The sequence below is a fragment of the Pseudarthrobacter sp. 10T415 genome (assembly GCF_056394175.1).
In genome coordinates, this window is record NZ_JBFTHJ010000023.1 from 20427 (window position 1) to 45905 (window position 25479).

Below are 25479 nucleotides of genomic sequence, written 5' to 3' on the forward strand. Positions count from 1 at the left end.
GAATCACACCACCAGTGCAAGGGGAACACCATGAGTGAATCAGACGGCATCGACGACTTTTTCGACAACGGCATGCGCCAATCCCTGATGGTTGCCTCACGCATCGCCGAAACGCTGGCCCGCCGCCGTCAGGAAGCCCTCCGACAGCAGGAACATCTGGACACCCAAGCGGCGCACGAAGCCCAGGCACGCATTACGGCTGAACGCAGCTCAGCCCTCGCCGTCCTCGCACCCGTACAGAGGGATGAGTGGTGGGACAAGGCACAGCCGGCCGACATCGCCACAGCGCATGCCATCGCTGAAGGCTGGAAAGACCATGACCCCGCGGCCCTCGAAGCCTCCGCGAAGATCCGCGAGGAAGTCCTTGCCCGGTACGGCATCGACACCCACGACGTCGGCACGGACACTGCCTACCTTGAATCGGGAATCGCGACAATCACCACCGAAAAGGCCCGTCTGGACGAACTGGCCCGCAGCCAGGACGAAGCACGGAAAGCCGCTGCCGAACACGAGAAAGCCATGCAGCTGATCGCAGCGTCGCAGGCAGAGGAGCGTCGAGCCCAGTCGACGAGGCTGGCACCCGAAATGGAGCGCCACCAGATACCCGTCGAATACCTCGCCAACCCCGAACTGGCACAAGCCCTGCAGCGTGCCCACAACGCGAAAACACCCAAAGCGGTTGCAGCTGCAGACGATGACATCAAAGAGCGGCTGTTCCTCATCGGCAAGGACGGCGTCAACGGACCCGACATCGACCAGCTGCGCAAGGAAACCACCGCTAACATCAACGGCGCCGGCGACGCTCACTTCCACGACCCCATGTTCGTGAAAGCAGCCAAGGAGATGCACGAAGCCAAACTCTTTGCCGAGGCCGGCTTCACAGGCTCTCATGTGGCATCGGTGGAACAACGGTTTGAACGGGCTGAGAAGGAACTCTTCGTCCGCCTTGAAGGCGTCGGCCGTGAGATCGAGAACCGCGTCACCGGCGACGACAGCCGCCAGCTAAAACATCAGGGACTCACAGCAGAAACCGCGTCCGCCTCCGGTTACGGATCAGCCGCACACAACGCAAAATTCGCAGAATCCCTCGAGGGCACCGGCGCCAACGAGGCCCAAGTCCGCGGACGGCTCACGGCCGCACGCAGCGAAGGCACCCACCCCAGCTCAGCGGTTACCCCGGGCAAGGGTGCAACCAAAGCCAGAAAGTCCCACCCAGGGGCCACAGTTGGGGCAGAACGCAGCAAGAACGGGCTGAGCCGATAGAAGGGAAAGGGGGACGGGAAAATCCGTGCCTATCTTCCGCTTCCTGCTCTGGCATCACCGGGGAAGAACCCGATCTGCACGACGCTTAGCGCCTTTTGAGGAAGGGATCATATGACGCAGGAGCCTGACGCGGCTGATGGTGAGCAGGGCGCCGACCTGGTGAGAGATGTCATTGCCGAGGCCTTGGCGTTGTTGGCTGAGCTGGACAACACACCCCTGACCCAGATGACCCCGTTGTTTTACCAACACAGCTTTGAAGAATTACGTATCGTCACGGGCGACCTGCTCCGGGTCCTGGGCACGACCCGGACGCGTAAGGCAGCTCGGTCCGGGCGACCAGCTGAAATAGTCCAAAGCGCTTGGACTATTTCAGCCTGACGAGGCAGCCCGATGGGCGGGGAACGTACCGTGCAGAGGATTCTTCCTCGGGATGGGTGGCTGGAAGGAACCCGCCAGCCAGTCCGCGGAGCCGCCAGTGCCGGCAGGAGGCAGGCGCGTAATGCGCCGATCCGGTGTCCGATAACGCACAGGTAGGCCAAGCCCCGCAATTGTCCAGACACCGTCTGGACAATTGCGGGAGGGCGGTCAGTGCCTCCGGCTACTGTGGAAGCCATGACGCAGCTCGAACCCGAACTCCCTGGAGACTACGCGGCCGCTTTGGCGGCCCTGAAAGGCCTCGTACGGGAAGCACAGCACCGAGCTCACCGCGTGGTTAACGCAGCCATGATCGAGCTCTACTGGAACATCGGGCGCACAATTCTGGACAGACAGCAGAACGAGCCGTGGGGGAGCAAGGTCCTCGAACGGCTCGCGCGCGACCTGCGGGCCGAGTTTCCCCACATGAAAGGCTTTTCCCGCACCAACGTTTACAACATGCGCGCCTTCGCCGCCGCCTGGGACGGCCCTGAACCAATTGTCCAGACACCGTCTGGACAATTGAGCTGGAGCCACAACGTTGCACTCCTGAACAAGCTCCCAGAGCACGAACTCCGACGATGGTATGCCTCTAAAGCCGTAGAGCACGGCTGGTCGGTGGCCGTCCTGGAACACCAAATTCTTACCAAACTCCACCTCCGCACAGGCGCAGCACTGAACAACCTCGAGGCGAGACTGCCAGGGGAGGGAACCGCCTTGGCACGGGAAGTGGCCAAAGACCCACTGGTGCTTGACTTCTTAGGGCTCACTGAAGAGGCCGAGGAACTCGCCATTGAGGAAGCCATGACGCTGCGCATGTCCCAAACACTGGCAGAGTTCGGTAAGGGCTTTGCCTTCTACGGCCGGCAGTACCACCTGGATGTAGAAGAGGGGTTCTACATCGACCTACTCCTGGTGCACGTACCCAGCAACAGGTTCGTCGTCGTTGAACTGAAAGCAGGCAAATTCAAGCCGGAACATTTGGGTCAACTCAACTTCTACGTATCCGCCGTCAACGACCTCGTGAAGTTTCCTGGCATGGCGCCCACCGTAGGCATCCTGGTCTGCGGATCCAAACACGAGCCTACGGTCCGCTACGCGCTGGACGGATCCTCACAGCCCATTGCCGTCACCTCATATACCTATGACACTTTGCCCCCGGAAGAACGAGAAGCGCTCCCCTCACCAGAAGCAATCACAGCCGCCCTCGATCAACATGCCAGCGAAGAGCCACCCAACGGTGACTGACCTTCAGCCGCGGCGGCCGGATATGTCAGGGCTTCCGGAGCAGCCAAATCGGCCACCTATGGATGTCCGGTTGAAACCTAAGACCCACTCACCTGCATGTAAGAAATCGTCCTTTCGGACCCTGCCCTGACGGTCCTGCCGGGATCAACTGACGTCAGGTTGGGGTGTAGGTCAGCCATACGCCGCTGTAGTGCTGCCGCCCTCACCATCGAATGCTCAGCCGCGAAACGCCGGAGGCATCACATCAAAGCGGGACGGGTAGATTCTGAAACCCCGGCTTAACAGGTGGGCTGGCGGGAGCTACATCGAATCGCTGTTTCCCCACGGAGAGGCCGCACTGCAGGAGTTGCGCTAACTGTCTTCGTCATACCAGCCAGCCCATGCTGACGATGTCAACGTGACCCTACTGCGTGAGAGTTCCTTCTCCCAAGCCGCGAAGTCCAAAGTCTGCTGATCGAACAAGAGGGCAAGGTATTTTGGTAGGTCCAAGATGGCTTACTTCCTTTCAAGTTATGGGCCCTACGCATAGCGGCGTCGGACGTAACCGGCGGTGCGGTCATTGAGAACAGTCGAAAAGGTCCAAAGAATCTGGACGAATGATTCCGCATGGGGCAGGCGACCCGTGGCTCCTCCGAGGGTAAGTACTGGTACCGGGCCTGGCAGGCCGGCCCATGGTTAAAAGCGGATTACAGCCCGTCCACGAATTTCCCTGCTCATGAGCAGGTGGAGTGCGTCTGCTGTCTGTTCGAACGGGAACTCGGTGAAATCGACGCGGATAGTTCCATCGGCGATCTTGGGTAACAGCTGCGCTATGACTTCCTTGGCGCGTGCTTGCTTGCTTATCAGACTCAGGGGCACGATGCTGACGTCAGTGAGTAACCAGTTTGGTAGATCGATAGTGAATTTCGCGCCGGCTGTGTATCCCACGCAAATTGCCCTTCCTCCTGTCCTTACCCATTTGATTCGTTGGCTTAGGTTGGAGCCGCCGATAGTGTCTAAGAGCAGGTCGGCCGGTCGTTCGGCTGCGAGAAGGGCGGACGCTGCCGCATCATCTGCTGTTATCCCACGTACGCCGTCGGGCAGGTGCGCCAGACGTGAGGACCGTGAGACGAGTGCGATCACGTTTGCGCCCGCTTGAAGCGCGAGTTGGACGGCCATTGAGCCCACGGCTCCGGTAGCGCCAGAAATGATGACGGTCTGGCCGTTTTTGAGGCTTCCGAGGTCGTGCAGGGCGATGTAAGCAGTTGCAGTCGGGACAAAGAAGGTCGCCGCGACGCTCGGATTTACACGAATTCTGAGTGGAGTCAGCGCAGCGTCAGGAACAGCGGCCCGTTCGCGCCAGGTGCCGTTACGGTCCACGCCTATCGTTCCGTCCCGGAGAATTACTTGAGTCCCGGGCTCGAACGTGTCCGATTCAAGCACAGTCCCTGATCCCTCCACGCCTGGGACATAGGGCAGTGGCGGCTGCAGGGTGAACTCGCCGGTTGCCACGGTGATGTCAAGGTGGCCTACCGCTGCAGCATCAATTTGGACGAGAGTCTCGCCGGGAAGACGGTGCGGTTCGACAACATCGCTAATGAGGGGGGGAGTGTTCCACTCGTGAATCAGGGCGGCGCGCATGGAAATGCCTCTCACGCTAGGAGTAAGGGTTCTCATAGCCTGCATCGTCCGACTGAAGGATTGGGCGCCTCGGTTCGTTGAGCGGACCCGCCATCTCCGGGTGACTGCCACCAGCCGCCTCTGAGTGGTTATCCCCGTCACAAAAGGCTCCGGCCCAGCTGTTTGGTCCGCTCAGCGAACCTGTGTGTTGAGTTCAACAGGGATCGAGGAGGACCTTGATTCCTATGCCCCGCTCAGGTCAGCGCTGGGCTGGCCCAGACAAAGGAATTGAACCCATGCAGACACGTCATCGTTGGGTGCTAAAGATGCTCTTTGGTGCTCTTGCCATATTTTTGCTTGCCGGGTGCGCCAGTGGTGCGGATGGGGCTAGCTCTGGCACATCCGGCTCGACCAACCAAATTACTATCGGCGTAGGTGCCGATGCCACTTATGGGCAGTTTTTTGTAGCGGACGCCCAGGGGCTCTTCAAGAAGGCCGGCCTGAACGTCAAGATCAGGAAATTCGCCGCTGGCGGCGACGCGATCCAAGCAATTGCCGGCAAAGAGGTCCAGCTCGCGGGCTCCAGTCCGACGACGCTTCTTTCGGTTGCAGCGGAAAACCCGGATCTGCGCGCCCCATTTGTTTACTTGGATTCAGGTTCCTACACGAAGGTAGTCGCACGGCCGGCCATCAAAGCGGCCGCTGACATCAAGACCTTCGGCGTAGTTCCAGGGTTGAGTACTTTTCTCGCCCACGCTTATCTGCAATCTGAAGGCATCGATCCCGCGAATATTAAGTTCGTTTCCAGCGACCCGGCGACCCTTCCCAGCCTCGCCCAGAAAGGCGATGTGGACGCGTTCGTGCTTTGGGAGCCCTGGCCTAGCCGAGGAGTCGCGATGGGGCTGACAGTCCTGAAGGACAGCGGATCCTTTGGTCAGCCGATCATGCAGGTCATGGCAGGCAGCCAGGGGTGGATTGACCAGAATGCAACCGAAGTGGTAACGATCGCGAAGGTCCTGCAACAGGCTTCGGACTTCATTCGGAGCGAACCTGAAAAGGCCTCTGCTGCTATTGCTAAAGCGACCGGGGGCGATAAAAACCAGAGCGAAAAGGATATGGCGATTGTGAACTATGGCGCCCGAGCTTACAAAGAATCAGATTACAGCGCCGTAGCACAGCAGGCCGACTTCTTCGTCAAGGCCGGAACCTTGAAACAAGCACCAGCCTTGAAGACAATCTTCATCCCGTCCTGGTATTCGGAAAATGTGAAGTGATTGAGGTCAGTATGATGCCCGAAACAGAAACCCTTCCGACGAAGGCAGGAGCGGCCCTTGCCGCCGAAGGAGTCCAACTAGGCTTCGGAAACTTCATGGTGGTTGATGGCGTTGATTTTGCCGCGGCGCCCGGCGAGTTTATCTGCCTTCTCGGTCCAAGTGGGTGTGGGAAGTCGACGCTCATTACCGCTGTGGCCGGTTTTGACAAGATCAAGGGTGGTTCCCTCCTCATTGACGGCCAACCGGTTAATGGACCGAGCCCGGAAACGGGCATGGTCTTTCAGGGGACCGAGGCGCTATTCGACTGGCTCACCATCCGGCAGAATGTCGAGTACGGCGCCAAGATGCGGGGCGTGGCTTCTTCGGAACGGCGTCGAATATCAGAGCGGCACCTTGAGTTGGTGGGTTTGACGGGAGCCTCGGATAAATTTCCTTCGCAGCTTTCCGGAGGGATGCGCCAAAGAGCGCAGATCGCCCGGGTCCTCGCCAACGAACCACGAGTGGTCCTAATGGACGAACCTTTCGGCGCGTTGGACGCCCAAACGCGTCACATTATGCAGACCGAATTGGATCGGATATGGCAGCAAAGCGGTTGCACCATAGTTTTCGTCACGCACGATATTGACGAGGCAATTTTACTCGCCGACCGGATCCTGGTTATGTCTGCGGGACCGAAAGCGAAAATCAAGTCCAGCTATGAGGTGGATCTTCCCCGCCCGAGGGACGAGACCTCGGCAGGGGCAATCGAGTTGCACAAGAAGCTCCGTTCAGATATTGGCGAAGAAGTGCGAGCAGCGCTCCGTAACCAGGGGCTCGCTAAGGAGAATTCATGACGCAGGTACAGGTGGCCCAACGGGCTACGCCGCCGATCGCACGACCGAGTGCGCGGTATGGTTTTCAATTTCGCAAGCTTGCAATCCCTTGTATGTCTATCTTGGCCGGGTTGGTCATTTGGCAACTTCTGTCTCTGCAGTTCGGGCCGGCTCTGGTTGCTTCCCCCGTCAAGACGGCAGAAGCAGCTTTGGAGCTCCTGACTGATGGGACGCTCTGGGAGGCAATCACCGCTTCAAGCTATCGGATTATCCTCGGATGGCTGCTCGGCGTTGCCGTTGGCGCACCGTTGGGGCTGCTTATGGGACGTGTGAGAATAATTCGCGAATTCGCCGAGCCTTATATTGAGTTCTTTCGCTTTATCCCTCCGATCGCGTTCGTGACGCTTGCCGTCGTTTGGTTCGGTCTCGGCGACATATCTCAGATTCTCCTGATTTTCTATACTTCCGTATTCGTTGTGGTTATTAATACAATGGCTGGCGCAGTAGCAACGGATGGGACGAAGCTCCGGGCGGCAGCCAGTTTGGGTGCAAGCCGTTTCCAGACGCTTTATTCCATTGTCCTTCCGTCCGCTGTTCCGCATATCGTCACGGGCGCGCGCCTGGCACTGGGAAACAGCTTCCTGACCATCGTTTCCGCTGAAATGGTCGCTGCTGATCAAGGGCTCGGCGTTCTGATATGGACCTCCCGCAACTACGGCCGTATCGATTGGACATTTGTCGGCATCATCACTCTGGGAGTCCTGGGATTCTTCTTCGACCGTGCCCTGCGGTTGCTGGTCAATCCTCTCGCGAAGTATAAGGCAAAGATCTAATCGCTGTACCAACCCGCTTGTGTTTGGCTGCAAATCAAGTCAGTCGGCGCTGCGGGACCGGCATTTCGTGGTGTTCCTATCCAAGTAATCCCGTCCCGCGTGCTGAATAAACCGCGCAGGTATGCCAGCGCGCAAAATGTCAGATCTATCCTCTATCCGCCGCCAGAATTGAGTTGGCGGGCATCGAAAAAGGCACGCCGAGCGTGCAGCGACAAAGGAGTCAACATGACGACCGAAACCCAAGCGACCGCAGCAGCTTCGGGAGCTGGAGCAACCGCGCGCTTCAGAGAAAATAAGAAGTTCGCGGCTGACGCAAGCCAAGAACGCGTTGCTACTCTCGCAGGGCGCGTCATTAAAGCGATTAATGAAACGGTCCTTGAAGAAAGAGTGAGCTACGACGAATACAACGCATTCAAGGCTTGGCTTATCCAGGTGGGGGAAGACGGCGAGTGGCCGCTGTTCTTGGATGTCTGGGTCGAGCATTCGGTGGAGGAAGTAGCCAACGCCAATCGCCACGGCTCGAAGGGCACTATCGAGGGTCCCTACTACATTCCCAACGCGCCGACCCTGCGCACACCGGCAACCCTTCCGATGCGAGAAGATGAGCCGGGCACCGCGCTGTTGTTGCAGGGACAGGTCCGTAATACGGCCGGCGAACCGCTCCTTGGTGCCCTGATCGAGCTGTGGCATGCCGATGACCGCGGCTTCTACTCCCAGTTCGCCCCCGGCCTGCCGGAGTGGAACCTTCGCGGCTCTATCGTTGCGGATGAACAGGGCAACTTTCAGATCAGCACTGTGCAGCCAGCGCCCTACCAGATTCCCACCGACGGCGCCTGCGGAGCACTCATCTCAGCAGCGGGCTGGCATGCCTGGCGCCCAGCCCACCTCCACGTCAAGGTTTCGGCGCCGGGACACCAGCTCATCACCACACAGCTGTACTTCCCGGGTGATCAACATGTTGATGACGACATCGCTTCGGCCGTAAAGCCCGAGCTGATCCTTGTGCCGACGGAACGCGCTGGAGGAAACGGCCGCGAAGTGACCTACGACTTCATCCTCGACCCTGAGGACTGATAGACAGGGAAGACCAAAACGCTCCTGACAAGGTGAAGCCTCCTCGCGAGGCTTCACCTTGTCGTACCCGCCAAACGGAACTTCTTTGGCGCCCGCGAATGTGGTTTCCCCAAGACGCCGATCCCGCGGTGCACCCGTTTCCGCCTGCCAGGGTCCACATCTGTTGCCTGATGAAAGGCTTCCTGAACGATGAAGATCGCATCCATTGAGGCGATACCCTACTCAATCCCGTACCTCCAACCGCTGCACTTCGCATCCGGTTCCGTGCACGAGGCAGACCATGTCCTGATCCGGCTGCGCACGGACGACGGGGCAGTGGGCACCGCGGACACGCCGCCGCGCCCCTACACGTACGGTGAAACGCAAAAATCGATAGTTGCCATCGTGGAAGACGTTTTCGCCCCTCAGCTGGTCGGCGTGGACATTTTCGACCGCGAGAAGATGCAGACAACACTTCACCGGACGGTCCACAACCAGACAGCCAAGGGCGCCGTTGATATCGCGGTCTGGGACGCTATCGGCAAAACGCTTGGACAGCCCGTGACGAAACTCCTGGGCGGCTACTCCGACTCGTTGCGGGTTTCCCACATGCTCGGCTTCAAACCAGCGGAGGAACTGCTGGCATTGGCCTTGGAATTTCGTGGGACATATGGCATCAACACATTCAAGCTTAAAACCGGACGCAACCCGCTCCACCTTGACATCGAAGCCGCCCGAGTCCTTAGGGAAGGGCTCGGCGCGGACGCCGAGCTCTACATGGACGCCAACCGCGGCTGGTCCGCCAACGAGGCGGCCGAGGTATTGCGGCGCACGGCCGATCTGGGCCTGCAGTTCCTCGAGGAACCTGACGACGCCCGCGAAGTGCTGGGCCGCCGCCGCCTGGTGGAGAATGCGCCCATTCCCATCGCTGCTGATGAATCCGCTGCCAACCTCGGTGAAGCAGCGCGGGAAATCCTGACCGGCGGCGCAAACCTCCTGGCAGTGAAGACAGCGCGCTCCGGTTTTACGGAGGCCGCCAAAATCGTCGGGATGGCTGAGGGCATGGGTATCGATGTCTACATTGGGAACCAGATCGACACCCAAGTGGGTACGGTCGCGTCCGTTGCCTTCGGCGCAGCCTTCGCACATACGGCAAAACGCGCAGCAGAACTGTCCAACTACCTGGACATGTCCGACGATCTTCTGGCCGAGCCGTTGGCCATCACAGGCGGACGCATCCGCGTTCCCGAGGAACCGGGCGTAGGCACTGCCATTGACGAGGACAAGCTGGACCATTACCGCACTGACCGCTAACCATTGGGAGGACACCATGAAGTACCTGGTCCACATGGACGTCAAACTGCCCGAGAACCTGGCGCCGGCCGAAGCCGCCGAAGTTAAGGCCCGGGAAAAGGCCTATTCCCAGGATCTGCAGCGCACCGGCAAGTGGCCGGAAATCTGGCGCGTAGTGGGGGAGTACGCCAACTACTCCATCTTCGACGTCGATTCGAACGATGAACTCCACGAGGTCCTGCAAAATCTTCCGCTGTTCCCCTATATGGACATCACGGTGGTGCCGCTCGCAAAGCACCCATCGGACGTCAAATAGGCCGGAGTCTACCTGCATCAGTCAGGTTAGGCCTGGCCGAAGTGAGGCAGCCAGATCACCCCGAAAGCGGATTTCCTTTTCCGGTATAGCAGCGGCTCCCTCAGTTATCTGTCTGCCGACCAGAGCTCGGCAGCAGCCACGTACCCCGACTCTTGCCGGACGGTCGCTCCCCGCTCGTCGTCGCCGGTGCGGTAAACCTTCACGCAACTGCCTGTTGCATGCCTTGGACGCCCTGCCGAGTTGGAGAAACCTTCTAAACCCGTGGTTCCCGCATAGAGATCCGGGACCGCTCCGTCGCCTACTGCACATACAAACGAATGGGATTCACCCTGATAGAGGGGCCACACTTTGGCGGATTCGGTCCCGGAGACGGAAACCAGGGTGCCCTTGGCACCACCGGGGAGAACGACGGCACGAAGACGGTTTGCAGATCGATGCGGGGTCGTTCACCCACAATAGCCGGTGTCCATTACCGCACCTCCGCCCACATCGCCATCCAGCCGAATGTTGCCCGGCTTCACGAGGAAGTAGTGGATGCTGGAGTCCGACCCCCGCCATGTCGCCACGAACACACGGATCACATCGAGTAGACGCTGGGTGAACGAATGAAGCCGGTAGTGGGAGCGGACAAACGCGAGTGACCGTTGGCATTGGCGCCTCTGTGCGGGATCTGCGTCTTGGCCTTGGCAGGGTCCTGGAATGGTGATGGGCCCTGTTCTGACGCTCTTTGGGTCCGGATCTAACACCACGTAGGGGGAGCTGGCCGAGCCGGCAATTTATACAGCGCGGGAGAACCCGATGCAGCCGGGGTCCCCGATTGTTTTTGCTTTTACTACAGCTGCTCATCGTTGACCCCGGCCGGTACCGGTTCATTACCCACGTGATTGCTTGACGAGTTTCCTAACGGACTGTTTTGCCTGCGTTTTGGGAGCCCTCCCAGTGCTGCTGCTGGGCCCATCCACGTCCACAGTTTCAGGCCGGCGTGAGAAGGGGGGCGTAGCCCGTGCCCGGGGAACCTTTACCCGTTCCAAGTGAGGCCTTCGTAGAGGCTCATAATGGAACGCCGCGAGTCTCGCCGCCGGATGCGGGTTCTTTCCTCAAGAGCTATAGGAGCCTGCACTGGGGTTCTGCCCTGGCTCGTTCAACGCGGCCCGGACAGCTTCGATGATCTCGGGGGAATCCGGCGCCACAGCGGAGGCAAAACGTGCCGCGACGGCCCCGTCGCGAGTGACCAGAAACTTCTCAAAGTTCCATTGCACCTGCTCCGGGAGTCCAGTGGACCGGAATTTTGTCAGCTCAGCATAGAGCGGGTGCTGATTCCCGCCATGGACATCGGCCTTGGCGGTCAGCGGAAACGTCACACCGAAGTTGCGTTCGCAGAATTCGGCGATTTCGGTGTCGACGGCTGGTTCCTGCCCGGCAAACTGGTTACAAGGAACTCCAAGGACAGTGAAGCCCTGCTCCCGGAACTTGTTGTGCAGCGCCTCCATCCCGGCGTACTGCGGGGTGAAACCACACCGGGAGGCGACGTTTACCACCAGCACCACCTCGCCCTTGAAGCGGCCGAAATCAGTGGCCGATCCGTCGATGAGGGTCAGGGGAATGGAGTGCAGAGCGGTCATGGTGCTTCCTCGCAAATCGTTCGTCTGAAAGTGGAGTGAAGGTCTGTGGCCACCACGTCCACATGGCGTTGAGCAGCTCCGGCAACCCGCGCATGGGAAGGAGCGGGGTGTGGGCAGGTAAGTATTCGTTTACGCAGGAGCACGATGACCCCGAAACCTGCCCAGCACTAGCGACTGCTACTTGACTCCAAGGCCTAGTGGAAAGCCGCCGTATTGGTGCGGACCGGGGCCTATGCTTGTGCGGTTCATTGCCTTTAGGGCAACTGGATAGAGTAATCGCTAGGGGCGCGCCCGCCGATCTTATCCGTTAGCCGGGCCGCGCAATCAAGGGTGCGCGATACGATTTCCCGGAAGCGTTCCCTGGTGGCGCCAGGCCCGAATCCGCTCACCACGATTTCGAAGGCCACGCATTGGTCTTGTCCAAAGACTGGTACCTGGATCAGGGTTGCATGGGCTGCAGGTTCGGGGTGCCGGCAGTATTCCTCATAGGCGGACACGAGGGAATCCCAAACGGGCGAAAGCGTGCCCCAGTCGCCTTTAGCTGACGAAAAGGCTGCGCTGAATTGCTCACTTCTCGTATGTCCAAAGGAAATTGCATAGCCGTTTTTCCGCACGAGCGTCAGGATTTCCTCGATCAGCGCCGCATCTACCCGCCCTCTCAGATGTCGGGAGCCTTCGGTCCACGTGCGGTGCAGTGCGGGCGTTGACCAGGCCGCGAAGCCGGGATCGATTGGAGCGACGAAGGGAAAGTAAGTGCCGACGTACGGTGATCGGCTATCAGATGCCGTCAGCACGACCACAGTGTCCTGAACTACCGTTGAGATGGAGCACTCCAGTCCCAAGCTGTGAGATAACTCCTCAACCTCATCCCCGAGGCTTGTCGCGAGGCGCAACTGGCCGCCCAGGTTGTCGAGGTTGAAATCCTGCCGGGGGATCGTGAATGAACCATACCCGCCGTTGAGGAAGACCAATGGCAGTCCACCTGTTCGAGGACCCAGCCCGAAGTCCATTACCTCGCCAAGAACCATCACGTGGTCACCGGCAGGGTGGATGTTGTGGACGGTGGCGTCAAACCAGGCAACAGCGTCCTTCAGCCTGGGGATGCCGCCCTCGTCGAATTCCCACTCCTCGCCGGCGAAACGGTCATTGGGTGCCGCGCGGAAAAATGCGCGGCACAGCTCTTCATGTCCAGCCCCGAGGACCGACGCGCGGAAGCGACCAGCACTCTCAATTTTGGCATAGGTAAATGAGGTTTTTTGAGGCAGGAAACCGACCAGAGGAGGATCTTCGGAGACCGACGTAAACGTCCCGACAATCATCCCGACTGGTTGTCCGGCCTCATCGACCGTTGTGATGATCGTGACGCCGGTGGGGTACTTTCCGAGAACCTGACGCCACTGCGACTTCCGCTCCGGGTGATCCCTTGGAGGAGTATCTGTCCGCTCTTTCTGGCTGCGCATTCTGACTGTCCTTCTTTGTTCAGGCTTAATAGAGTTCGATGACAAGCTTGTCCGACAGTGCGCGGGAGACGCAGAGCGCAATGTCCTTCCCCGCCGCTTTATCCGCCTCGGAAAGACAGTGGTCGCGGTGGTCGGGAACTCCTTCCAGCAGCCCGGATACGCACGATCCGCAGACACCTTCTCCACACGACTTGAAAACTTCGATCCCGTTTTCCTCAAGGACAGACAGAATCGAACGATCCGCCGGTATCTCAAAGGACTCACCAGTATCGAGCTGGACATCGAAGGCCCGGTTGCTCGAAGTCTCAGTCTCCTCGGCAGCGAAGTGTTCGATGTGGACGTGGTCGGTGCCGACCACCGGCGTGAAGGTTTCGGCCACCTTGGCCATGAAACCGGTGGGGCCACACGTGTACACGTGGCTGGATCCCGTGAGGCCTTCCCCTATAGAGGACAGTGTTGCAGGAAGCTGCGTGCGCGGAGTGCCGAGGTGAATCGTGACTCGGTCACGGAACTCCGCACGGTTCTCCAGGAAGTCTGCGAAGGCAAGCTGGTCCCTTGACCGTGCAAAGTAGTGGAGGGCAAACTCTTCGCCGCGGCTGTGCAACTCATAGGACATGCTGAGTAGGGGAGTGACACCGATGCCCCCTGCAACGAGCAGGTGGCGGTCAGCGTTGGGGGCGATCGAGAGCAGATTCCGGGGCTTGCCAATCCTGAGGTGATCGCCTACCCGAAGTTGGTGCAGCGCCTCGGACCCGCCTCGCGAAGCTGGCTCGCGCTTGATGGCGATCATGATTGAAGAGGAGTCGCGAGGGTCGGAGGCCAGCGAATATTGGCGCACAATCCCGGTCGGGCCGGCGACGTCGACATGGGCCCCGGCTTCAAAGGCCGTAAAGGGAGCCCCGTTGAGCTTTCTCAACCGCAGTGAGCGGATCTCCTCGGCTTCGTGGAGGATCTCCGCGACCTCAACGACCAGTACGTCCCTCATAGGAGGAATCCGGCAGCCGGCACCACGTCCCCGGCGTCGATAAGGCGGATGGCTTTGCGGACGATGCGGTCATCAACGGGAGTCTGTCCCAGCCGGATAACGTAGTCGACATCGGCGGCCCACAGGTCATAGTTGCCCCGCTTGTGTGCCACCAGCACTTGGCCGGCGCGAAGGGAAACGATATCTTCGCTTACCTCCCCGGGGACGAACCTCGACACCGTACGAACTGTCCGCGCTGAGTCCACTGCTGAAATCGCATAACCCTCCACCAGACGCTGCACACGGAGAGCTCGCATGCGGGCATCGTCATAAACCATGTTGAGGTTGTTGTCGAAATCATCAGTCTCTGAATCCACGGGGATGACGTAGATGCCTTCGTCGGCGTACAGCTCGTTCCAGGTGATGTAATCCTTGCGGTCAAGCAGGTCGGCTTCGCGCCAAATCAGCTGGATCGCCCGCACGACCCGGGCGTCGTCGATTGGGGTGTTCAGCGGGGTTGAAATCGTTACGGCTTCAGTCATTGCTCATCATCTTCTTCCACATCTGGTAGGCGGCTCGCATGCCGGTTTCGTCGGTGCTGTGTGAGGTGGGCCAGCCTTCGGAAGTGCTGACCTCACGGTTCAGCCCTCGGTTGACCAAGATCGGCATCTCCGGAGATGCTTGCGCTCCTCGCTGCACGCGGTCCCATCCCTCTGCATCATCGGGGGTACCGAAGCCGAACGGGCCTTGGAAATGTTCGTGGACGCGCAGCCGTTCACGGCTCACCGGGCCGGCGATTTCAGGTGGCGCGTCGGGGCCGATGGCAAGGTGTTCGATGATCGTCTCGTTCGCGCTGATTGGCCGCAGCACGCGGAAAAACGCTGAAGAGAGCCCGATGTTGGGAAAGAGAACGAGGTTCGAACCTGTGCCGTGCATGGCGTGTACTTGTTTTCGAATCTGACTGTCGTCAACGCCGGCCGCTTTCAGTTCGGCGACCAGGTCGTCAAAGCGCGGTTGGAGCGGTTCGGTTCCGTCGTCGGCGCCCAGATCCATGTGCTCGGGCACCATGTGCATGACAGAGTGGCCATTTCCCAGGTCGTGGCATGTCGAGGCGGGGTCGGTCATGAAGCTGAGCATGTTGGCTGTTTCCGCGTCAACCGTGGCCATCCAGGATCGGTGCACGATGGGGAAATGGTATCCGTCGCTCGTGTTCTCCAGCTGGATCTTCCAGTTGCCGCTGTATTTGAAGCGGTGGGTTCCAATGACCTTGATCGGGTAGTCGCCACCCTGTTGCAGGAAGCGGTCTATCCAGACCTTGGCGTCGCCGAGGAACTCCTCGAGGGGCTCTGCTTCGGCATTGAATGTCGCGAAGATGATGCCGCGGTAGCTCTCGGTACGGAGCTTCTGCAGGCTCATCTCCTCCTTTTTGATAACTCCCTCGTATCCCTCGGGGTATGGGATGCCACGAAGCTTTCCGTCAAGGCCGTAAGACCAGGCGTGGTAGGGACAGGTGAATCCATTGGACTTTCCTGTGCGCTGTTCGCAGAGGCTGGCGCCACGGTGGCGGCACCGGTTGACCAAAGTGTTGAAGGTCCCCTTGCGGTCCCGGGTGACGATGACCGGGTTCCGGCCGACGTAAGTCGATTTGAAGCTGCCGGGACTGGGAAGCTCGCTCTCATGCGCGACCCAGATCCAAGTCTTCTCGAAGATGTTTTTCATCTCGAGTTCAAAGATTTCCGGGTCGGTATAGACCCGTGCGGCCACACGGTCAGCCTGGACAAGGTCTGCTGGATGTACGTCATGAATGTTCTCTGAGGTGAATTCAATGGTCATGGTCTTAGTGCTCCAGTGTTGATGGGTGGTGGGCAACAGGATTTGATGTCACAGGAATCCGGGAGTGGTGGCCTGCAAACCCAGTAGTACGGCGCCTGCGTCGTCGTACATGTGCTGGCTGAGTGATGCGTGCAGCTGCGGGACTTGGGCATCCATCCGTATCGGGTGCAGTGGATGCGAGTTGTTGATGACTGCAGCGCCGGAGACCTTCGCTACGTCGTGCACCACCTGGCTCGCGGTATCTGACACGTTGACGGCGCTAAGCCGGACGCGGGCCTTCTGATCGTCGGTCACTTCCTGCCCTTTGCTCACCGTTTCCCACACTTCCTCCGCGACATCAAGGAGGTAGGAACGTGCTGACTGGAGAGCAACGAATGCCTTAGCGAACTCGACGCGATAGTAGGCGCGTTCCCCCACCGGCGGGGCCCCTGTGATTCCCCGGTATGAGCCGGCAGACTGCGCGTAATCAAGAGCACCCTGGGCGACTCCGAGACCAATGGCCGCATGGCATTGAGCCTGGTATCCGATGAGCGGGTAACGGAAAAGCGGCTCGTCAATGAGTGACTCGCCCCCGCGGATGAAGGTCCATTCCAGGGGAATCTCAAGGTTTTCGACGACGGTGTCGAACGAGCCGGAGGCGCGCATACCGCTCACGTCCCAGTCCTGAACGATTTTGACCTTGTCGGCGGGAAGCACCGCAGCTCGAGGTTTGCCCCCTGCGGAATCGTCAAGCAGCCCTACGCTGATGTAGTCCGCAGCCATGGATCCGCTGGCAAATTTCCAGCGACCAGTGGCCCGGAAACCTCCAGGAGTGCGTTCAGCCTTCTGCATGGGGAACAGGCCGCCAGTGAAGACAACGTCAGGGCCGTTCTTGTAGATTTCGGCCTGCGTTTCGAGCGGAAGGGCCCCGCAATAGGTGTTGCTCGACGCAAACGCCACGACCCAGGCAGTAGAGCCGTCAATCCGGCCTATGCGTTCGATGCTCCTCAGGAAGTCCGCAGGAGGCATAACGACCCCGCCGAATTGTATTGGAGTCGCGGCACGGTAGAGCCCCAGCGGAAAAAACTTCTCGATGAAATCGCGTGGTACGTAGCCAAGAACATGGAATTCCTGACGACGCTCTGCGAGCTCTGCAAGAACCGCATCCCACATCTCCTCCTTCGACGATGTACGCATGCTGCCCATGGTGGTCCTCCTCGTTCGCAATCTGATAACCCCATGGTTAGGCATCAGGGCCGATCAAGCGCAGGGGTTGGACCGCTGAGCGAACCACTGGCTCGTGCAGCAAGCAGATTTGCGATGGCATGGGTCTATGGCTGATCCGCGACCTCATATGACCCTCACTTGCTACAACGACACCTACGGCTACGGGTGGAAACATGTTGACCTCTTCGTGCGGGAGGCAAGCGGCCTCGAACTGAACTGGGTTCACTGGGGGGTGCCGGCTGATGGTCCCGATGCTGCGGACGAGGTGACAGCAACTGTTGAGCCCACCCTCCTACGGACCTCGGAGTGGCGTCACCTGAAGAGCGCCAATGGCATGGACTACTGGGAAGCGGACGCAGCCTGGGGTGACGAATGAACCTACTGCAGCCGTGGTCCCTTCGAGAATTCGTGGCGGACTTGGCGGCGCACCGTACAAGTCCCGAAGAAGGAACGCAACGGGCACTGAACCGCATCCGTGAGACTGACTCCGCTGTGCAGGCTTGGGTCGATCTAGTGCCGACCCCCGCAATTACCGGCGTCGGGCCGCTCCGAGGTGTCCCCATGGGGGTGAAAGACATCATCGATCTCGCAGGCATGCCCACCCGGTGCGGCTCAGTCCTACGCACAGCGGCCAAGCCGGCACTGAAGGACGCAACGATCGTCGAAGCCTGGCGGTCTGCAGGGGCCATCCCAGTGGGCAAGACGGTAACTACCGAGTTTGCCTATTTTAAGCCCGGCCCCACCCGGAATCCGGCCAATCTCGATCACACACCAGGGGGATCCTCCAGCGGCTCTGCAGCGGCGGTGGCTGCAGGCCAGGTACCGATCGCAATCGGATCACAAACCGCCGGATCGGTCACCCGACCCGCGTCATACTGCGGCGTGGCCTCACTGGTGATGAAAAATGGGCAGTTTCCACTCACTGGCGTGGTTGGCCTCAGCTCGAGCCTGGATGCACATGGCATATTCGCCGCCACTGCGTCCGACCTTTCACTGGCGTGGTCGGCCCTCAGCGGGGAACCAGATCTGCCGGGGAAAATGATGGCACCACGGATTGCCTTCTGGACCGCCGACCCGCTAGGGGTGGTCACCGATGAGATGAGCACGGCCATGTCCGCCACGTGCGCTTCGTTCTCCGACAATGGAGCACAAATCCACCCCTTTCCGGATGAGGCGCTGATCGCCGACGTGACGGCCGCCCACCGGGTTGTCATGGCTTATGAAGCTTCGCGGGAACGCGCCGCGGAACTTGAACACATCGACCAGCTCAGTGAACCCCTTGCTACCCTCCTCACGACCGGATCCTCGATGCCCGAGGCACATTACACGGAAGCAAGACGATTGGTGACCGACGCGCGCCGGAACGTTGACCGTGTACTTGCGCATCACGATGCCATTATCGGTCCCGCCGCCCCTGGGTCTGCACCGCTCGGAACCACAAACACCGGAGATCCTGTCCTGAGCCGCGCCTGGCAGGCTTTGGGGTTGGCTGCCGTCGCCGTCCCGGGCCTCCGCAACGCCAGCGGCCTTCCCCTGGGATTCCAGGTTGTTGCCGCAACCGAAATCCAGGCGCTGCGTGCAGCGGCGTGGGCTGAGCGGCACCTCTAAGACTCGTCCCTTCCAGACAAACCTGGCGGCCATTGTTGCGAACCCTCTTCACCAGTAATGAGACATCATTGTCGAACTCCGTCTGCGGTTGGTCCTGCAGCAGCGCCAGCACGCAGGCTCAGCCGTCGTCTGCCGGCTCACTGGCATCAGGGGCACCGGGACCAGGGCGGGTGTCCACGGCCAGAACACCTCGTCGTCGCCGATACGGTTAGAGAAGGGTGCACGTTTCCTGGGTCAAGCTGCCTTCATCGTCGCGGGAACCATGAAGGTCTGAGCGGCTGCTGGCCTATATCGGCGCTTGTTGGCCGTTTTTCGCCCAGCTCCGGTAGAGGTGCAACCGGTTATGCGTCTACTTGGACGTGGTTGGTGCTTTGGTTCGTTTCCGCAGGCTTCATGAGCACAGACTTGCCGGGGTAGCTCGTGGCGAAGAACTTCGGAAGGTCGACGATCGCGACGTTCTCTGTACGGGTTCGGGCGATCTTCCACACGCCGTCGACCTTGCGGAAGGCGTTGTTGAGTCGACTGCTCCGGATCAGAGACGTTCCGTCTGTGAAGAGCCACGGTTGAAAGTGGATCCACTGCCCGTCCGCTTCGTCGCCGTGAACGTGGATCTGCTCTGAGGTCAGAAAGTGCGCGTTCAGCAGGAGTTTCGGGTCCTGGTCGGATGCCCAGAACCGGTTCAGATGAGCGCGCAGCTCTTCCTTCCCGACGCAACGGCCGAACTGGTTTTCGTAGTATTCGCCTACCCCCTCCCACACCGCATCCTCGGTGTACAGGTCGAGTATTAGTTCGATACGCTCCTGATCGCTTTCCACTCCGAACTCCGGACATGGCGTGTCGCAGAGGAACATGTAGCGGGCCTGTATCCGGCGGATTTCCGCTTCAGCCTCAAGGATCTCGATGCGCTTAACGAGGGTGTCGATGGTGGTGGCTTTTTCGTCCATGCCCCCACTCTCCCTACCGTGCGGGTCGAACGGAAGTGCCTGGTCCGTTGGGCGGATTGGCCTTTGATTTCGCCTGACAGCTAGTGGTGGCTTTTCGTTGACTGATACGGCATGCTGTCGTCGTACGTCCGCAGGAGACCCCCCCTGATATCGCTCGACGTTGCCCACAGAGCGCGCAACAAATGCTGCTCGTCACGACGCTCAAGAGGCACAGTGACAGAGATTGCTGCAACCACCTGCTCCGAGTCCGGGTAGACAACCGGAACTGCCAGCGCCTTGGCCCCCCGGAAGCATGTCGATCGTTCTTCCGCATAGCGACGGGTCCTGATCCCGGCTAGTACCGCGGTGGCCTCAGCGTGGTTGCGCGAACCGAGTGCCGCCAGGCCGGCGGGGTCAAGCTGATCGATCGTGTCCGGATCCGAGTGTGCCAGGAAGATACGACCTGACGCGGTCGTATGAAACGGGACACGATCACCTACGGAACTGATGACCACGACTTCGTTCCGTCCAGCGATCCGGTCGAGATACACACACTCGCCACCCTCAGGGACCGCGAGGTGCACGATTCCACGAGTCACAACCCGGAGATCCTGCATTGCTGGCCGCGCTACATCGCGGAGGATCGCTGGACCGGGGACCATTCGACCCAATTCGAACACTTGCAAACCCAACTGGTAGCCGCCAAGAGTCCGCGTGAGATAGCCCAGTTCCACCAGTTCCGTAGCAAGCCGGTGCGCGCTGGCTTTAGAGACGCCGGAACGGCGGCTAAGCTCCGTTAACCCCAGCGTCGAAACACCCTGCCTAAATGCGCTCAGCAACAGATGCGCCTTGGAGAGTACAGAGTCGGGCTGACTGACGTCCGGCCGTCCCGGTGCTTGGACGTTTCGCTGCACAGTACTCACTTGCATTCTCCTAGTCCATGGTGGCGCAGCGGTTCGAGCCGCTATCCAGATTGTTCATTATTTAACCACGGATCCTACGCGAGCGGTCCGGTGAGCGGACCACTCGCTGTGTAGAGCAGTAACAGCAGGGCGATGCTTGACAGCAAACATCGAAGGGAAATCCATGTCCGAAGTAACACTCCGCTACGGGTATGCCGAGACGCCACTCGGTCAGTTGCATTACGCCGAGGCAGGTGAAGGTGAAGCTGTGATCCTGCTTCACCAGACGCCGCGTTCTCTTGATGAGTTCCGCGAGGTGCACCCACTGCTGGCGGCGAAACGCAGGGTGATAGCGATGGACATGTACGGATTCGGCATGTCCGCCAAACCCGCGCCAGGCTGCCCTCAGACCATTGAGCAGTACGCAGCTGGTGTGATCGCACTCGCTGACGCCCTTCAATTGGAGCGCTTCGCTTTAGTCGGTCATCACACAGGAATGTTTGTGGCCTCCGAGGTCGCTGCCGCCTTGCCTGACCGCGTCTCGGCGTCAGTCCTGTCAGCCGGGGCCTTCGCCGATTCGCTTTTTCGCACCACCCGCCAAATGAGCGAAAGCACGTCCCCGGGCAAAGGCGTAGACGTGGTCACCGGGCAGGAGGACGGTGAGCATCTCAAGCAACTGTGGGCGAAGCGGTACTCCTTCTATCCGGAGGGGCGGCCCGATCTCCTGGACCGCTTCATCAGGGATGCGCTGACGCCCGGCGTCGACCCAGCCGAGGGCCACCGTGCTTGCGCACGGTATGTCATGGAAAACCGTGTTGGGCTCGTCACCGCTCCAATCCTGTTGCTCGCCCCCACTGAAGACCCGGTCTCTTACCCGCACACATCCAAGATTGCGGCCGCATATACAAACTCAAAATCTGTTCAGATAGTGGAAATTGAAGGTGGCCGCATCCCTCTTATGGAGCAAAAAAGTACCGAAGTAGTTGCCATGATCGAGCAATTCCTCGATTCTTTAGCTCTTTGACGCAACCAAAGAAACTCACTCCAGGTGCGGACAAAATTCGTCGATGACCTTCAGGTGCCAGCCATGAAGAGGGCGCCGCAGCGAGAAGAAACGGTCAACGAAGTCCAAACGACCTTCTGAACAGAAGTCCTATATCTTCCGCCGTCCGGAGGTAGGACTACCGATAACCCTTGAGAACAAAGTGAAAGCCGAGAAAAGTGAAAGAATCATGGGCCAAGCATGGACACCCTCGAGGCATTCCTAAACCCTCCATGAGGGTGGAGGCGGGGCCGGCCCTTCTTGAGAACGGCTCGGCTGTATCGCGGGGCCGCCACCTCGACCGACATAGCAACCTGCGAAAGGTGGCGGTGGTCAGTGGCATGTCATCACGGATCATTGAGCCCAGCGCACGGAGCGGCGATTCCCGGCCCGGTAAGGAAGCAACGCAAGCCCGCTCTCGGGTCTGTGATCAGCTGGAACTGATCCCGATAACTTTGGGGAGTCAAAACCTGGTTGAGTTTGTCGAAAGTGTGAAGCAGGTCAGCCGCTACGTTGATGCCGTTTGCCTCGACAGTATTTCAACCTTGCAATGCTATGAAATAGAAACCATCTTGAATGATGAGCTGCAAATTCCCGTTATGCACAATGAGCAACACGGATCTGCCATCGTTGTCTTTGCTGCGCTGATTAATGCTGCTCGGCTAAGGGGCCGAAAGGTTGGGCAACTCAAAGTGGTCATAGCAGGAGATGGCCCCGCCTGCACCGGAATAGCCGAACTTCTCCTCGCCCAGGGCATCGCAGACATCATTCTCGTAGACTCCCAAGGCATTGTTTCCCGGGAACGTAGTGAGTTGAATGCCGTGAAGGATGATCTAGCATGGCTCACCAACCCAGGTAATCGGATAGGCGGATTGCAGGAAGCGGTCAACGGGGCAGACGCCATTATCGCATCGGGCGGTGAGGTGATCACTGACCTGCACCTTGACGGGCTAGCCCCGGACGCCGTTGCTCTTGAACTCGTTCCGTCACACCCCTTGTTTGTTCCCGCCACGGAGCCGACCGCTGGGGCTGGGAGGCCCGTGATCTCCACCCGGATCAACAAGTTCCTCGCGTTCCCAGGCACATTTCAGGGTGCCCTGGACGGCGGTTCCAAGTGCATCACCCTGGACATGAAGGTCGCGGCGGCGCGCGTCATAGCCGACATCGTCGCGGAGAAGGACCTAGAGCGTGATCAGGTATTTCCGGACTGGCAGGGCAGCGGCGTAACGCGTGCAGTGGCAAGAGCGGTTGAAACTACCGCGCGCAGATCGCTGGAGCCTACAGTTCTCCTGTCCAAAGGATTCCAGCTGTCCAACTCACCTACGTAGCACGGATGGAACGCGCCTGCCGGACGGGGAGGCTGCGCTCGAAGCAGTTGCCGAGAACTCTGGCTTCGGCATGAATGAACCCGCGGCCATCGCGGTCTACCTTCTCTCGGATGCCGCCAACCGCACTCGGGGTTTCCGTCATCCGCCTCTCCAACGAGTACTAACCGGTTAGCCAGGCCGCGCCTCTTCCGCTGGTGGGCAACCAACGTAAGGCGTCCGTACAGTGTGCCGGGCACCTGCCCCTCGGAAACGCCGCCGTCGATATCAGGGCGAACCAATCGTTGGCGTAACAGCGCTCGAGCTACCAAGGCGTCCAATTCATCCATGAATAGGAAGCTATTGCAGCTACCTATGCTCCGGTGCCGGACGCCGATAATGGATATTCTGTAAAGCTGGGAAGAGGTCAGAAATGTGATTCTCCACCGCGACGCGAGACTGGGTGAGGGGGTCTGTTAGTTTTCTTCGCGGTCCAAGCGTCTGCCAGGTCCCTCTGAACTGGTCGACAAGGTTGCTCCAAAGGCGCGAATGGCTAGTTTGATGGCATAAGAGCAATTCCGCACCTGTAGGTCCCGTAGCATATTTGTCATGCCAAGTCCTGCCCCAAAAACTTTTCAGAAGCTTGGACCGAAGTCCGTGTTCGTGGTTTCGCCCATCGGTGCCCCTGGATCAGAAATTTACCGAAAGGCACGGTATGCCTTGAAGTATATTTTTCGTGAAGCCTTGAAGGGGGACGAGTGGGAGGTTCACCGGGCTGATGAAGGGAAGAGCCCGGACTCCATCGGGCAACATGTGATCCGAAAGCTGTACGAAGCTGATCTCGTTGTAGCTGATCTAACTGGGCATAACCCAAATGTGTTTTACGAGCTGGCTATTGCTCATGGCTGGCGGAAGCCGGTTGTCCATTTGATTAGCAAAGGTGAAACGGTCCCTTTCGATATCGTTGATCAAAGGACAATTTTCTATGACATCACCGACTTGGCCTCGGTGGAGGAAGCTGTAGAGCAGCTCCGTGAGTACGCGAAGTACGCCATCGAAAACACGAAAGACCTCGTAACGCCTCTGACCAGTTTTGAGATGTTCAGCCAAATCAGGGCGGAGCCTTCTGACAGTGCGGATGCCGTAGCAGACGTGCTTGAGCAAGTCGTGGACCGGCTTACGAGAATCGAGGGCAGCCTGGCTGGCGCCCCTCAGATGCAACGCCAGGAACGGACACCGGCGAGTGCAGGTCTGAAGAATCAGTACCAAAAGCTGCAGGCCTACGCTGAGGCTCTGAGGACAGTAGAGAACCGTTCCAAGCAAGACACACTCGAGCTCTACAAGGTAGAAAACGAAATGGCGGCGCTACTAGGCCGGACTGATGAGTTCGTGAAGCTCGTCAATGAGGGTATCGACAACAAGCAAGGCTAAATTCCGTGGTCCGACCCCGCCAGTGCTGCCGGGAGGGTCGCCGCTCAGCTTATGGCGGGCAATGCAACGCCCACCGACGACGGTCCTGCCGACGGCTTTTATCGCTTCTCGGCGGAGGTAGAAAGAAGGTCTTTTAAGGCCTGCCGCGAACGTTTTGGAATGCCTTAATGGCACCTTCCGTCACCTATGGCTGTGCGGACTATGACACATTGAGAGCGCAGCAAGGGACCGATCACTCCAACTCTGCGTGGCGGAGGTATTGATAGACGGTCTCCCTGCTGATCCCGTAGTCACGGGCCAGGAGGGCTTTTGGAACGCCGGTGCCGGCGCGCTGGACGAGCTCAGCTGCCCGTTCCGGCGCGAGGATCTTTTTCCGTCCTTTGTAAGCGCCGCGCTGCTTAGCCAGGGCGATCCCTTCCCGCTGGCGTTCCCTGATGAGGGAGCGTTCGAATTCGGCGAAGGCTCCCATGACGGAGAGCATGAGGTTGGCCATGGGGGAGTCTTCGCCGGTGAACACCAGGCTCTCTTTGATGAACTCCACCCGCACGCCTTTGCCGGTGAGCCCTTGGACGAGGGCACGTAGGTCATCGAGGTTGCGTGCGAGCCTGTCCATGCTATGAACCAGGACGGTGTCCCCTTCGCGGGCGAACCGTAAGAGCTCGCTCAGTTCTGGCCTGGCAGTGTCTCTGCCGGAGGCTTTGTCCGTGAAGACCCGGTCCAAAACCTGGCCTTCGAGCTGGCGCTTCTCGTTCTGGTCCAGCGTGCTCACGCGTACGTACCCGATGCGCTGCCCTGCCATGTCGCCTCCAACCCCTTACGTGTGAGATTGAGTTTCAAGGCAGCGCAGGGGCGCGTCAAGAGGCGCTGGACTTTCCGGCTATCAGGACAATCCCTGTTCAGCTTCACGGGAATCTCAGGTTTGGCGCACATGTGTTAGCGGCCATGAAAAACTGCCCATAGGCGGCCACGAAAGTGCCCGCTGGCGGCCAGTGGAACTGCCCGCCGGTGGCCATGAGATCTGCCCACTTCCTTACTGAACCGACCGCGTCTTAGGCGGTGGGGGCCTCTCCCTGGGGTTT

At 59.5% G+C, this 25479-nt stretch carries 24 protein-coding genes; 14 read left to right on the plus strand and 10 right to left on the minus strand.

Annotated elements, in window-relative coordinates:
- The first annotated feature begins 30 nt into the window (after positions 1-30).
- From AC1DBN_RS19715 to AC1DBN_RS19725, 3 genes are all read left to right on the plus strand, one after another.
- Positions 31-1263, plus strand: a complete 1233-nt coding sequence (locus AC1DBN_RS19715) for a hypothetical protein (protein WP_477724021.1) — start codon at positions 31-33, stop codon at positions 1261-1263.
- Positions 1264-1374: 111 nt separating this feature from the next.
- Complete coding sequence (locus AC1DBN_RS19720) at positions 1375-1641, plus strand: hypothetical protein (protein ID WP_477724022.1); 267 nt, start codon at positions 1375-1377, stop codon at positions 1639-1641.
- 234 nt (positions 1642-1875) lie between these two features.
- The gene (locus AC1DBN_RS19725; RefSeq protein WP_477724023.1) at positions 1876-2925 is read left to right on the plus strand and encodes a PDDEXK nuclease domain-containing protein; all 1050 of its coding nucleotides are present in this window, start codon (positions 1876-1878) and stop codon (positions 2923-2925) included.
- Positions 2926-3600: 675 nt separating this feature from the next.
- On the opposite strand, the gene AC1DBN_RS19730 is transcribed toward AC1DBN_RS19725, so the two are convergent.
- The gene (locus tag AC1DBN_RS19730) at positions 3601-4545 is read right to left on the minus strand and encodes a quinone oxidoreductase family protein (RefSeq protein WP_441860037.1); all 945 of its coding nucleotides are present in this window, start codon (positions 4543-4545) and stop codon (positions 3601-3603) included.
- A gap of 275 nt (positions 4546-4820) precedes the next feature.
- Here AC1DBN_RS19730 and AC1DBN_RS19735 point away from each other — a divergent pair, with 275 nt between their 5' ends.
- The 6 genes from AC1DBN_RS19735 (at position 4821) to catC (ending at position 10105) form a co-directional block, all read left to right on the plus strand.
- Complete coding sequence (locus AC1DBN_RS19735) at positions 4821-5798, plus strand: ABC transporter substrate-binding protein (RefSeq protein WP_181762655.1); 978 nt, start codon at positions 4821-4823, stop codon at positions 5796-5798.
- Positions 5799-5812: 14 nt separating this feature from the next.
- Complete coding sequence (locus AC1DBN_RS19740; protein WP_142061349.1) at positions 5813-6631, plus strand: ABC transporter ATP-binding protein; 819 nt, start codon at positions 5813-5815, stop codon at positions 6629-6631.
- Complete coding sequence (locus tag AC1DBN_RS19745) at positions 6628-7443, plus strand: ABC transporter permease (RefSeq protein WP_142061227.1); 816 nt, start codon at positions 6628-6630, stop codon at positions 7441-7443. The genes AC1DBN_RS19740 and AC1DBN_RS19745 overlap by 4 nt, the downstream gene beginning before the upstream one ends.
- A gap of 225 nt (positions 7444-7668) precedes the next feature.
- Positions 7669-8517, plus strand: a complete 849-nt coding sequence (catA, locus tag AC1DBN_RS19750) for a catechol 1,2-dioxygenase (RefSeq protein WP_441860040.1) — start codon at positions 7669-7671, stop codon at positions 8515-8517.
- A gap of 189 nt (positions 8518-8706) precedes the next feature.
- Positions 8707-9810, plus strand: coding sequence for a mandelate racemase/muconate lactonizing enzyme family protein (locus AC1DBN_RS19755; RefSeq protein WP_142061223.1), 1104 nt, complete (start codon positions 8707-8709; stop codon positions 9808-9810).
- A gap of 16 nt (positions 9811-9826) precedes the next feature.
- A complete protein-coding gene (catC, locus tag AC1DBN_RS19760) occupies positions 9827-10105 on the plus strand; it encodes a muconolactone Delta-isomerase (RefSeq protein ID WP_142061347.1) in 279 nt (92 codons plus the stop codon).
- Positions 10106-11202: 1097 nt separating this feature from the next.
- Here the strand turns inward: catC and AC1DBN_RS19765 are convergent.
- The 6 genes from AC1DBN_RS19765 to AC1DBN_RS19790 form a co-directional block, all read right to left on the minus strand.
- The gene (locus AC1DBN_RS19765; RefSeq protein ID WP_441860043.1) at positions 11203-11727 is read right to left on the minus strand and encodes a glutathione peroxidase; all 525 of its coding nucleotides are present in this window, start codon (positions 11725-11727) and stop codon (positions 11203-11205) included.
- A gap of 254 nt (positions 11728-11981) precedes the next feature.
- On the minus strand, positions 11982-13187 hold the full coding sequence (locus AC1DBN_RS19770) for a flavin reductase (RefSeq protein WP_441860045.1): 1206 nt from the start codon (positions 13185-13187) through the stop codon (positions 11982-11984).
- A 25-nt stretch (positions 13188-13212) separates the two neighbouring features.
- Positions 13213-14172 carry a PDR/VanB family oxidoreductase gene (locus AC1DBN_RS19775; RefSeq protein ID WP_441860047.1) on the minus strand — a complete coding sequence of 320 codons (960 nt, stop codon included), beginning with the start codon at positions 14170-14172 and terminating at the stop codon, positions 13213-13215.
- Complete coding sequence (locus tag AC1DBN_RS19780) at positions 14169-14693, minus strand: aromatic-ring-hydroxylating dioxygenase subunit beta (protein ID WP_142061215.1); 525 nt, start codon at positions 14691-14693, stop codon at positions 14169-14171. Before AC1DBN_RS19780 ends, AC1DBN_RS19775 begins: the two co-directional genes overlap by 4 nt.
- The gene (locus AC1DBN_RS19785; RefSeq protein WP_441860050.1) at positions 14686-15984 is read right to left on the minus strand and encodes an aromatic ring-hydroxylating oxygenase subunit alpha; all 1299 of its coding nucleotides are present in this window, start codon (positions 15982-15984) and stop codon (positions 14686-14688) included. The genes AC1DBN_RS19780 and AC1DBN_RS19785 overlap by 8 nt, the downstream gene beginning before the upstream one ends.
- 48 nt (positions 15985-16032) lie before the next feature.
- On the minus strand, positions 16033-17169 hold the full coding sequence (locus tag AC1DBN_RS19790) for an acyl-CoA dehydrogenase family protein (protein WP_477724024.1): 1137 nt from the start codon (positions 17167-17169) through the stop codon (positions 16033-16035).
- A gap of 127 nt (positions 17170-17296) precedes the next feature.
- Here AC1DBN_RS19790 and AC1DBN_RS19795 point away from each other — a divergent pair, with 127 nt between their 5' ends.
- Both AC1DBN_RS19795 and AC1DBN_RS19800 read left to right on the plus strand, forming a co-directional pair.
- Complete coding sequence (locus AC1DBN_RS19795) at positions 17297-17566, plus strand: hypothetical protein (protein WP_142061211.1); 270 nt, start codon at positions 17297-17299, stop codon at positions 17564-17566.
- Entirely contained in the window at positions 17563-18798 is a 1236-nt protein-coding gene (locus tag AC1DBN_RS19800; RefSeq protein ID WP_441860052.1) for an amidase, read from the plus strand. Before AC1DBN_RS19795 ends, AC1DBN_RS19800 begins: the two co-directional genes overlap by 4 nt.
- A gap of 341 nt (positions 18799-19139) precedes the next feature.
- Here AC1DBN_RS19800 and AC1DBN_RS19805 read toward each other — a convergent pair whose 3' ends face one another.
- Both AC1DBN_RS19805 and AC1DBN_RS19810 read right to left on the minus strand, forming a co-directional pair.
- Positions 19140-19742, minus strand: a complete 603-nt coding sequence (locus tag AC1DBN_RS19805) for a nuclear transport factor 2 family protein (RefSeq protein ID WP_441860054.1) — start codon at positions 19740-19742, stop codon at positions 19140-19142.
- 80 nt (positions 19743-19822) lie between these two features.
- Positions 19823-20644 (minus strand): IclR family transcriptional regulator, encoded by an 822-nt coding sequence (locus AC1DBN_RS19810; RefSeq protein WP_441860056.1) that lies wholly within the window; start codon positions 20642-20644, stop codon positions 19823-19825.
- A gap of 136 nt (positions 20645-20780) precedes the next feature.
- On the opposite strand from AC1DBN_RS19810, the gene AC1DBN_RS19815 reads away from it, so the two are divergent.
- The 3 genes from AC1DBN_RS19815 to AC1DBN_RS19825 all read left to right on the plus strand — a co-directional run bounded on the left by AC1DBN_RS19815 (position 20781) and on the right by AC1DBN_RS19825 (position 24400).
- Positions 20781-21647, plus strand: coding sequence for an alpha/beta fold hydrolase (locus AC1DBN_RS19815; RefSeq protein WP_441860058.1), 867 nt, complete (start codon positions 20781-20783; stop codon positions 21645-21647).
- Between the two features lie 341 nt (positions 21648-21988).
- Positions 21989-22993: a malic enzyme-like NAD(P)-binding protein gene (locus AC1DBN_RS19820; RefSeq protein ID WP_477724025.1), complete on the plus strand. Its 1005-nt coding sequence runs from the start codon at positions 21989-21991 to the stop codon at positions 22991-22993.
- A 585-nt stretch (positions 22994-23578) separates the two neighbouring features.
- A complete protein-coding gene (locus AC1DBN_RS19825; protein ID WP_477724026.1) occupies positions 23579-24400 on the plus strand; it encodes a hypothetical protein in 822 nt (273 codons plus the stop codon).
- Between the two features lie 232 nt (positions 24401-24632).
- On the opposite strand, the gene AC1DBN_RS19830 is transcribed toward AC1DBN_RS19825, so the two are convergent.
- A complete protein-coding gene (locus AC1DBN_RS19830; protein WP_477724027.1) occupies positions 24633-25199 on the minus strand; it encodes a recombinase family protein in 567 nt (188 codons plus the stop codon).
- Positions 25200-25479: the final 280 nt, after the last annotated feature.

Coding starts and splice junctions, on each gene's coding strand:
- AC1DBN_RS19715 (WP_477724021.1), top strand. CDS start 31: ATGAGTGAATCAGACGGCATCGACGACTTTTTCGACAACGGCATGCGC.
- AC1DBN_RS19720 (WP_477724022.1), top strand. CDS start 1,375: ATGACGCAGGAGCCTGACGCGGCTGATGGTGAGCAGGGCGCCGACCTG.
- AC1DBN_RS19725 (WP_477724023.1), top strand. CDS start 1,876: ATGACGCAGCTCGAACCCGAACTCCCTGGAGACTACGCGGCCGCTTTG.
- AC1DBN_RS19730 (WP_441860037.1), bottom strand. CDS start 4,545: ATGCGCGCCGCCCTGATTCACGAGTGGAACACTCCCCCCCTCATTAGC.
- AC1DBN_RS19735 (WP_181762655.1), top strand. CDS start 4,821: ATGCAGACACGTCATCGTTGGGTGCTAAAGATGCTCTTTGGTGCTCTT.
- AC1DBN_RS19740 (WP_142061349.1), top strand. CDS start 5,813: ATGCCCGAAACAGAAACCCTTCCGACGAAGGCAGGAGCGGCCCTTGCC.
- AC1DBN_RS19745 (WP_142061227.1), top strand. CDS start 6,628: ATGACGCAGGTACAGGTGGCCCAACGGGCTACGCCGCCGATCGCACGA.
- catA (WP_441860040.1), top strand. CDS start 7,669: ATGACGACCGAAACCCAAGCGACCGCAGCAGCTTCGGGAGCTGGAGCA.
- AC1DBN_RS19755 (WP_142061223.1), top strand. CDS start 8,707: ATGAAGATCGCATCCATTGAGGCGATACCCTACTCAATCCCGTACCTC.
- catC (WP_142061347.1), top strand. CDS start 9,827: ATGAAGTACCTGGTCCACATGGACGTCAAACTGCCCGAGAACCTGGCG.
- AC1DBN_RS19765 (WP_441860043.1), bottom strand. CDS start 11,727: ATGACCGCTCTGCACTCCATTCCCCTGACCCTCATCGACGGATCGGCC.
- AC1DBN_RS19770 (WP_441860045.1), bottom strand. CDS start 13,187: ATGCGCAGCCAGAAAGAGCGGACAGATACTCCTCCAAGGGATCACCCG.
- AC1DBN_RS19775 (WP_441860047.1), bottom strand. CDS start 14,172: ATGAGGGACGTACTGGTCGTTGAGGTCGCGGAGATCCTCCACGAAGCC.
- AC1DBN_RS19780 (WP_142061215.1), bottom strand. CDS start 14,693: ATGACTGAAGCCGTAACGATTTCAACCCCGCTGAACACCCCAATCGAC.
- AC1DBN_RS19785 (WP_441860050.1), bottom strand. CDS start 15,984: ATGACCATTGAATTCACCTCAGAGAACATTCATGACGTACATCCAGCA.
- AC1DBN_RS19790 (WP_477724024.1), bottom strand. CDS start 17,169: ATGGGCAGCATGCGTACATCGTCGAAGGAGGAGATGTGGGATGCGGTT.
- AC1DBN_RS19795 (WP_142061211.1), top strand. CDS start 17,297: ATGGCTGATCCGCGACCTCATATGACCCTCACTTGCTACAACGACACC.
- AC1DBN_RS19800 (WP_441860052.1), top strand. CDS start 17,563: ATGAACCTACTGCAGCCGTGGTCCCTTCGAGAATTCGTGGCGGACTTG.
- AC1DBN_RS19805 (WP_441860054.1), bottom strand. CDS start 19,742: ATGGACGAAAAAGCCACCACCATCGACACCCTCGTTAAGCGCATCGAG.
- AC1DBN_RS19825 (WP_477724026.1), top strand. CDS start 23,579: ATGCCAAGTCCTGCCCCAAAAACTTTTCAGAAGCTTGGACCGAAGTCC.
- AC1DBN_RS19830 (WP_477724027.1), bottom strand. CDS start 25,199: ATGGCAGGGCAGCGCATCGGGTACGTACGCGTGAGCACGCTGGACCAG.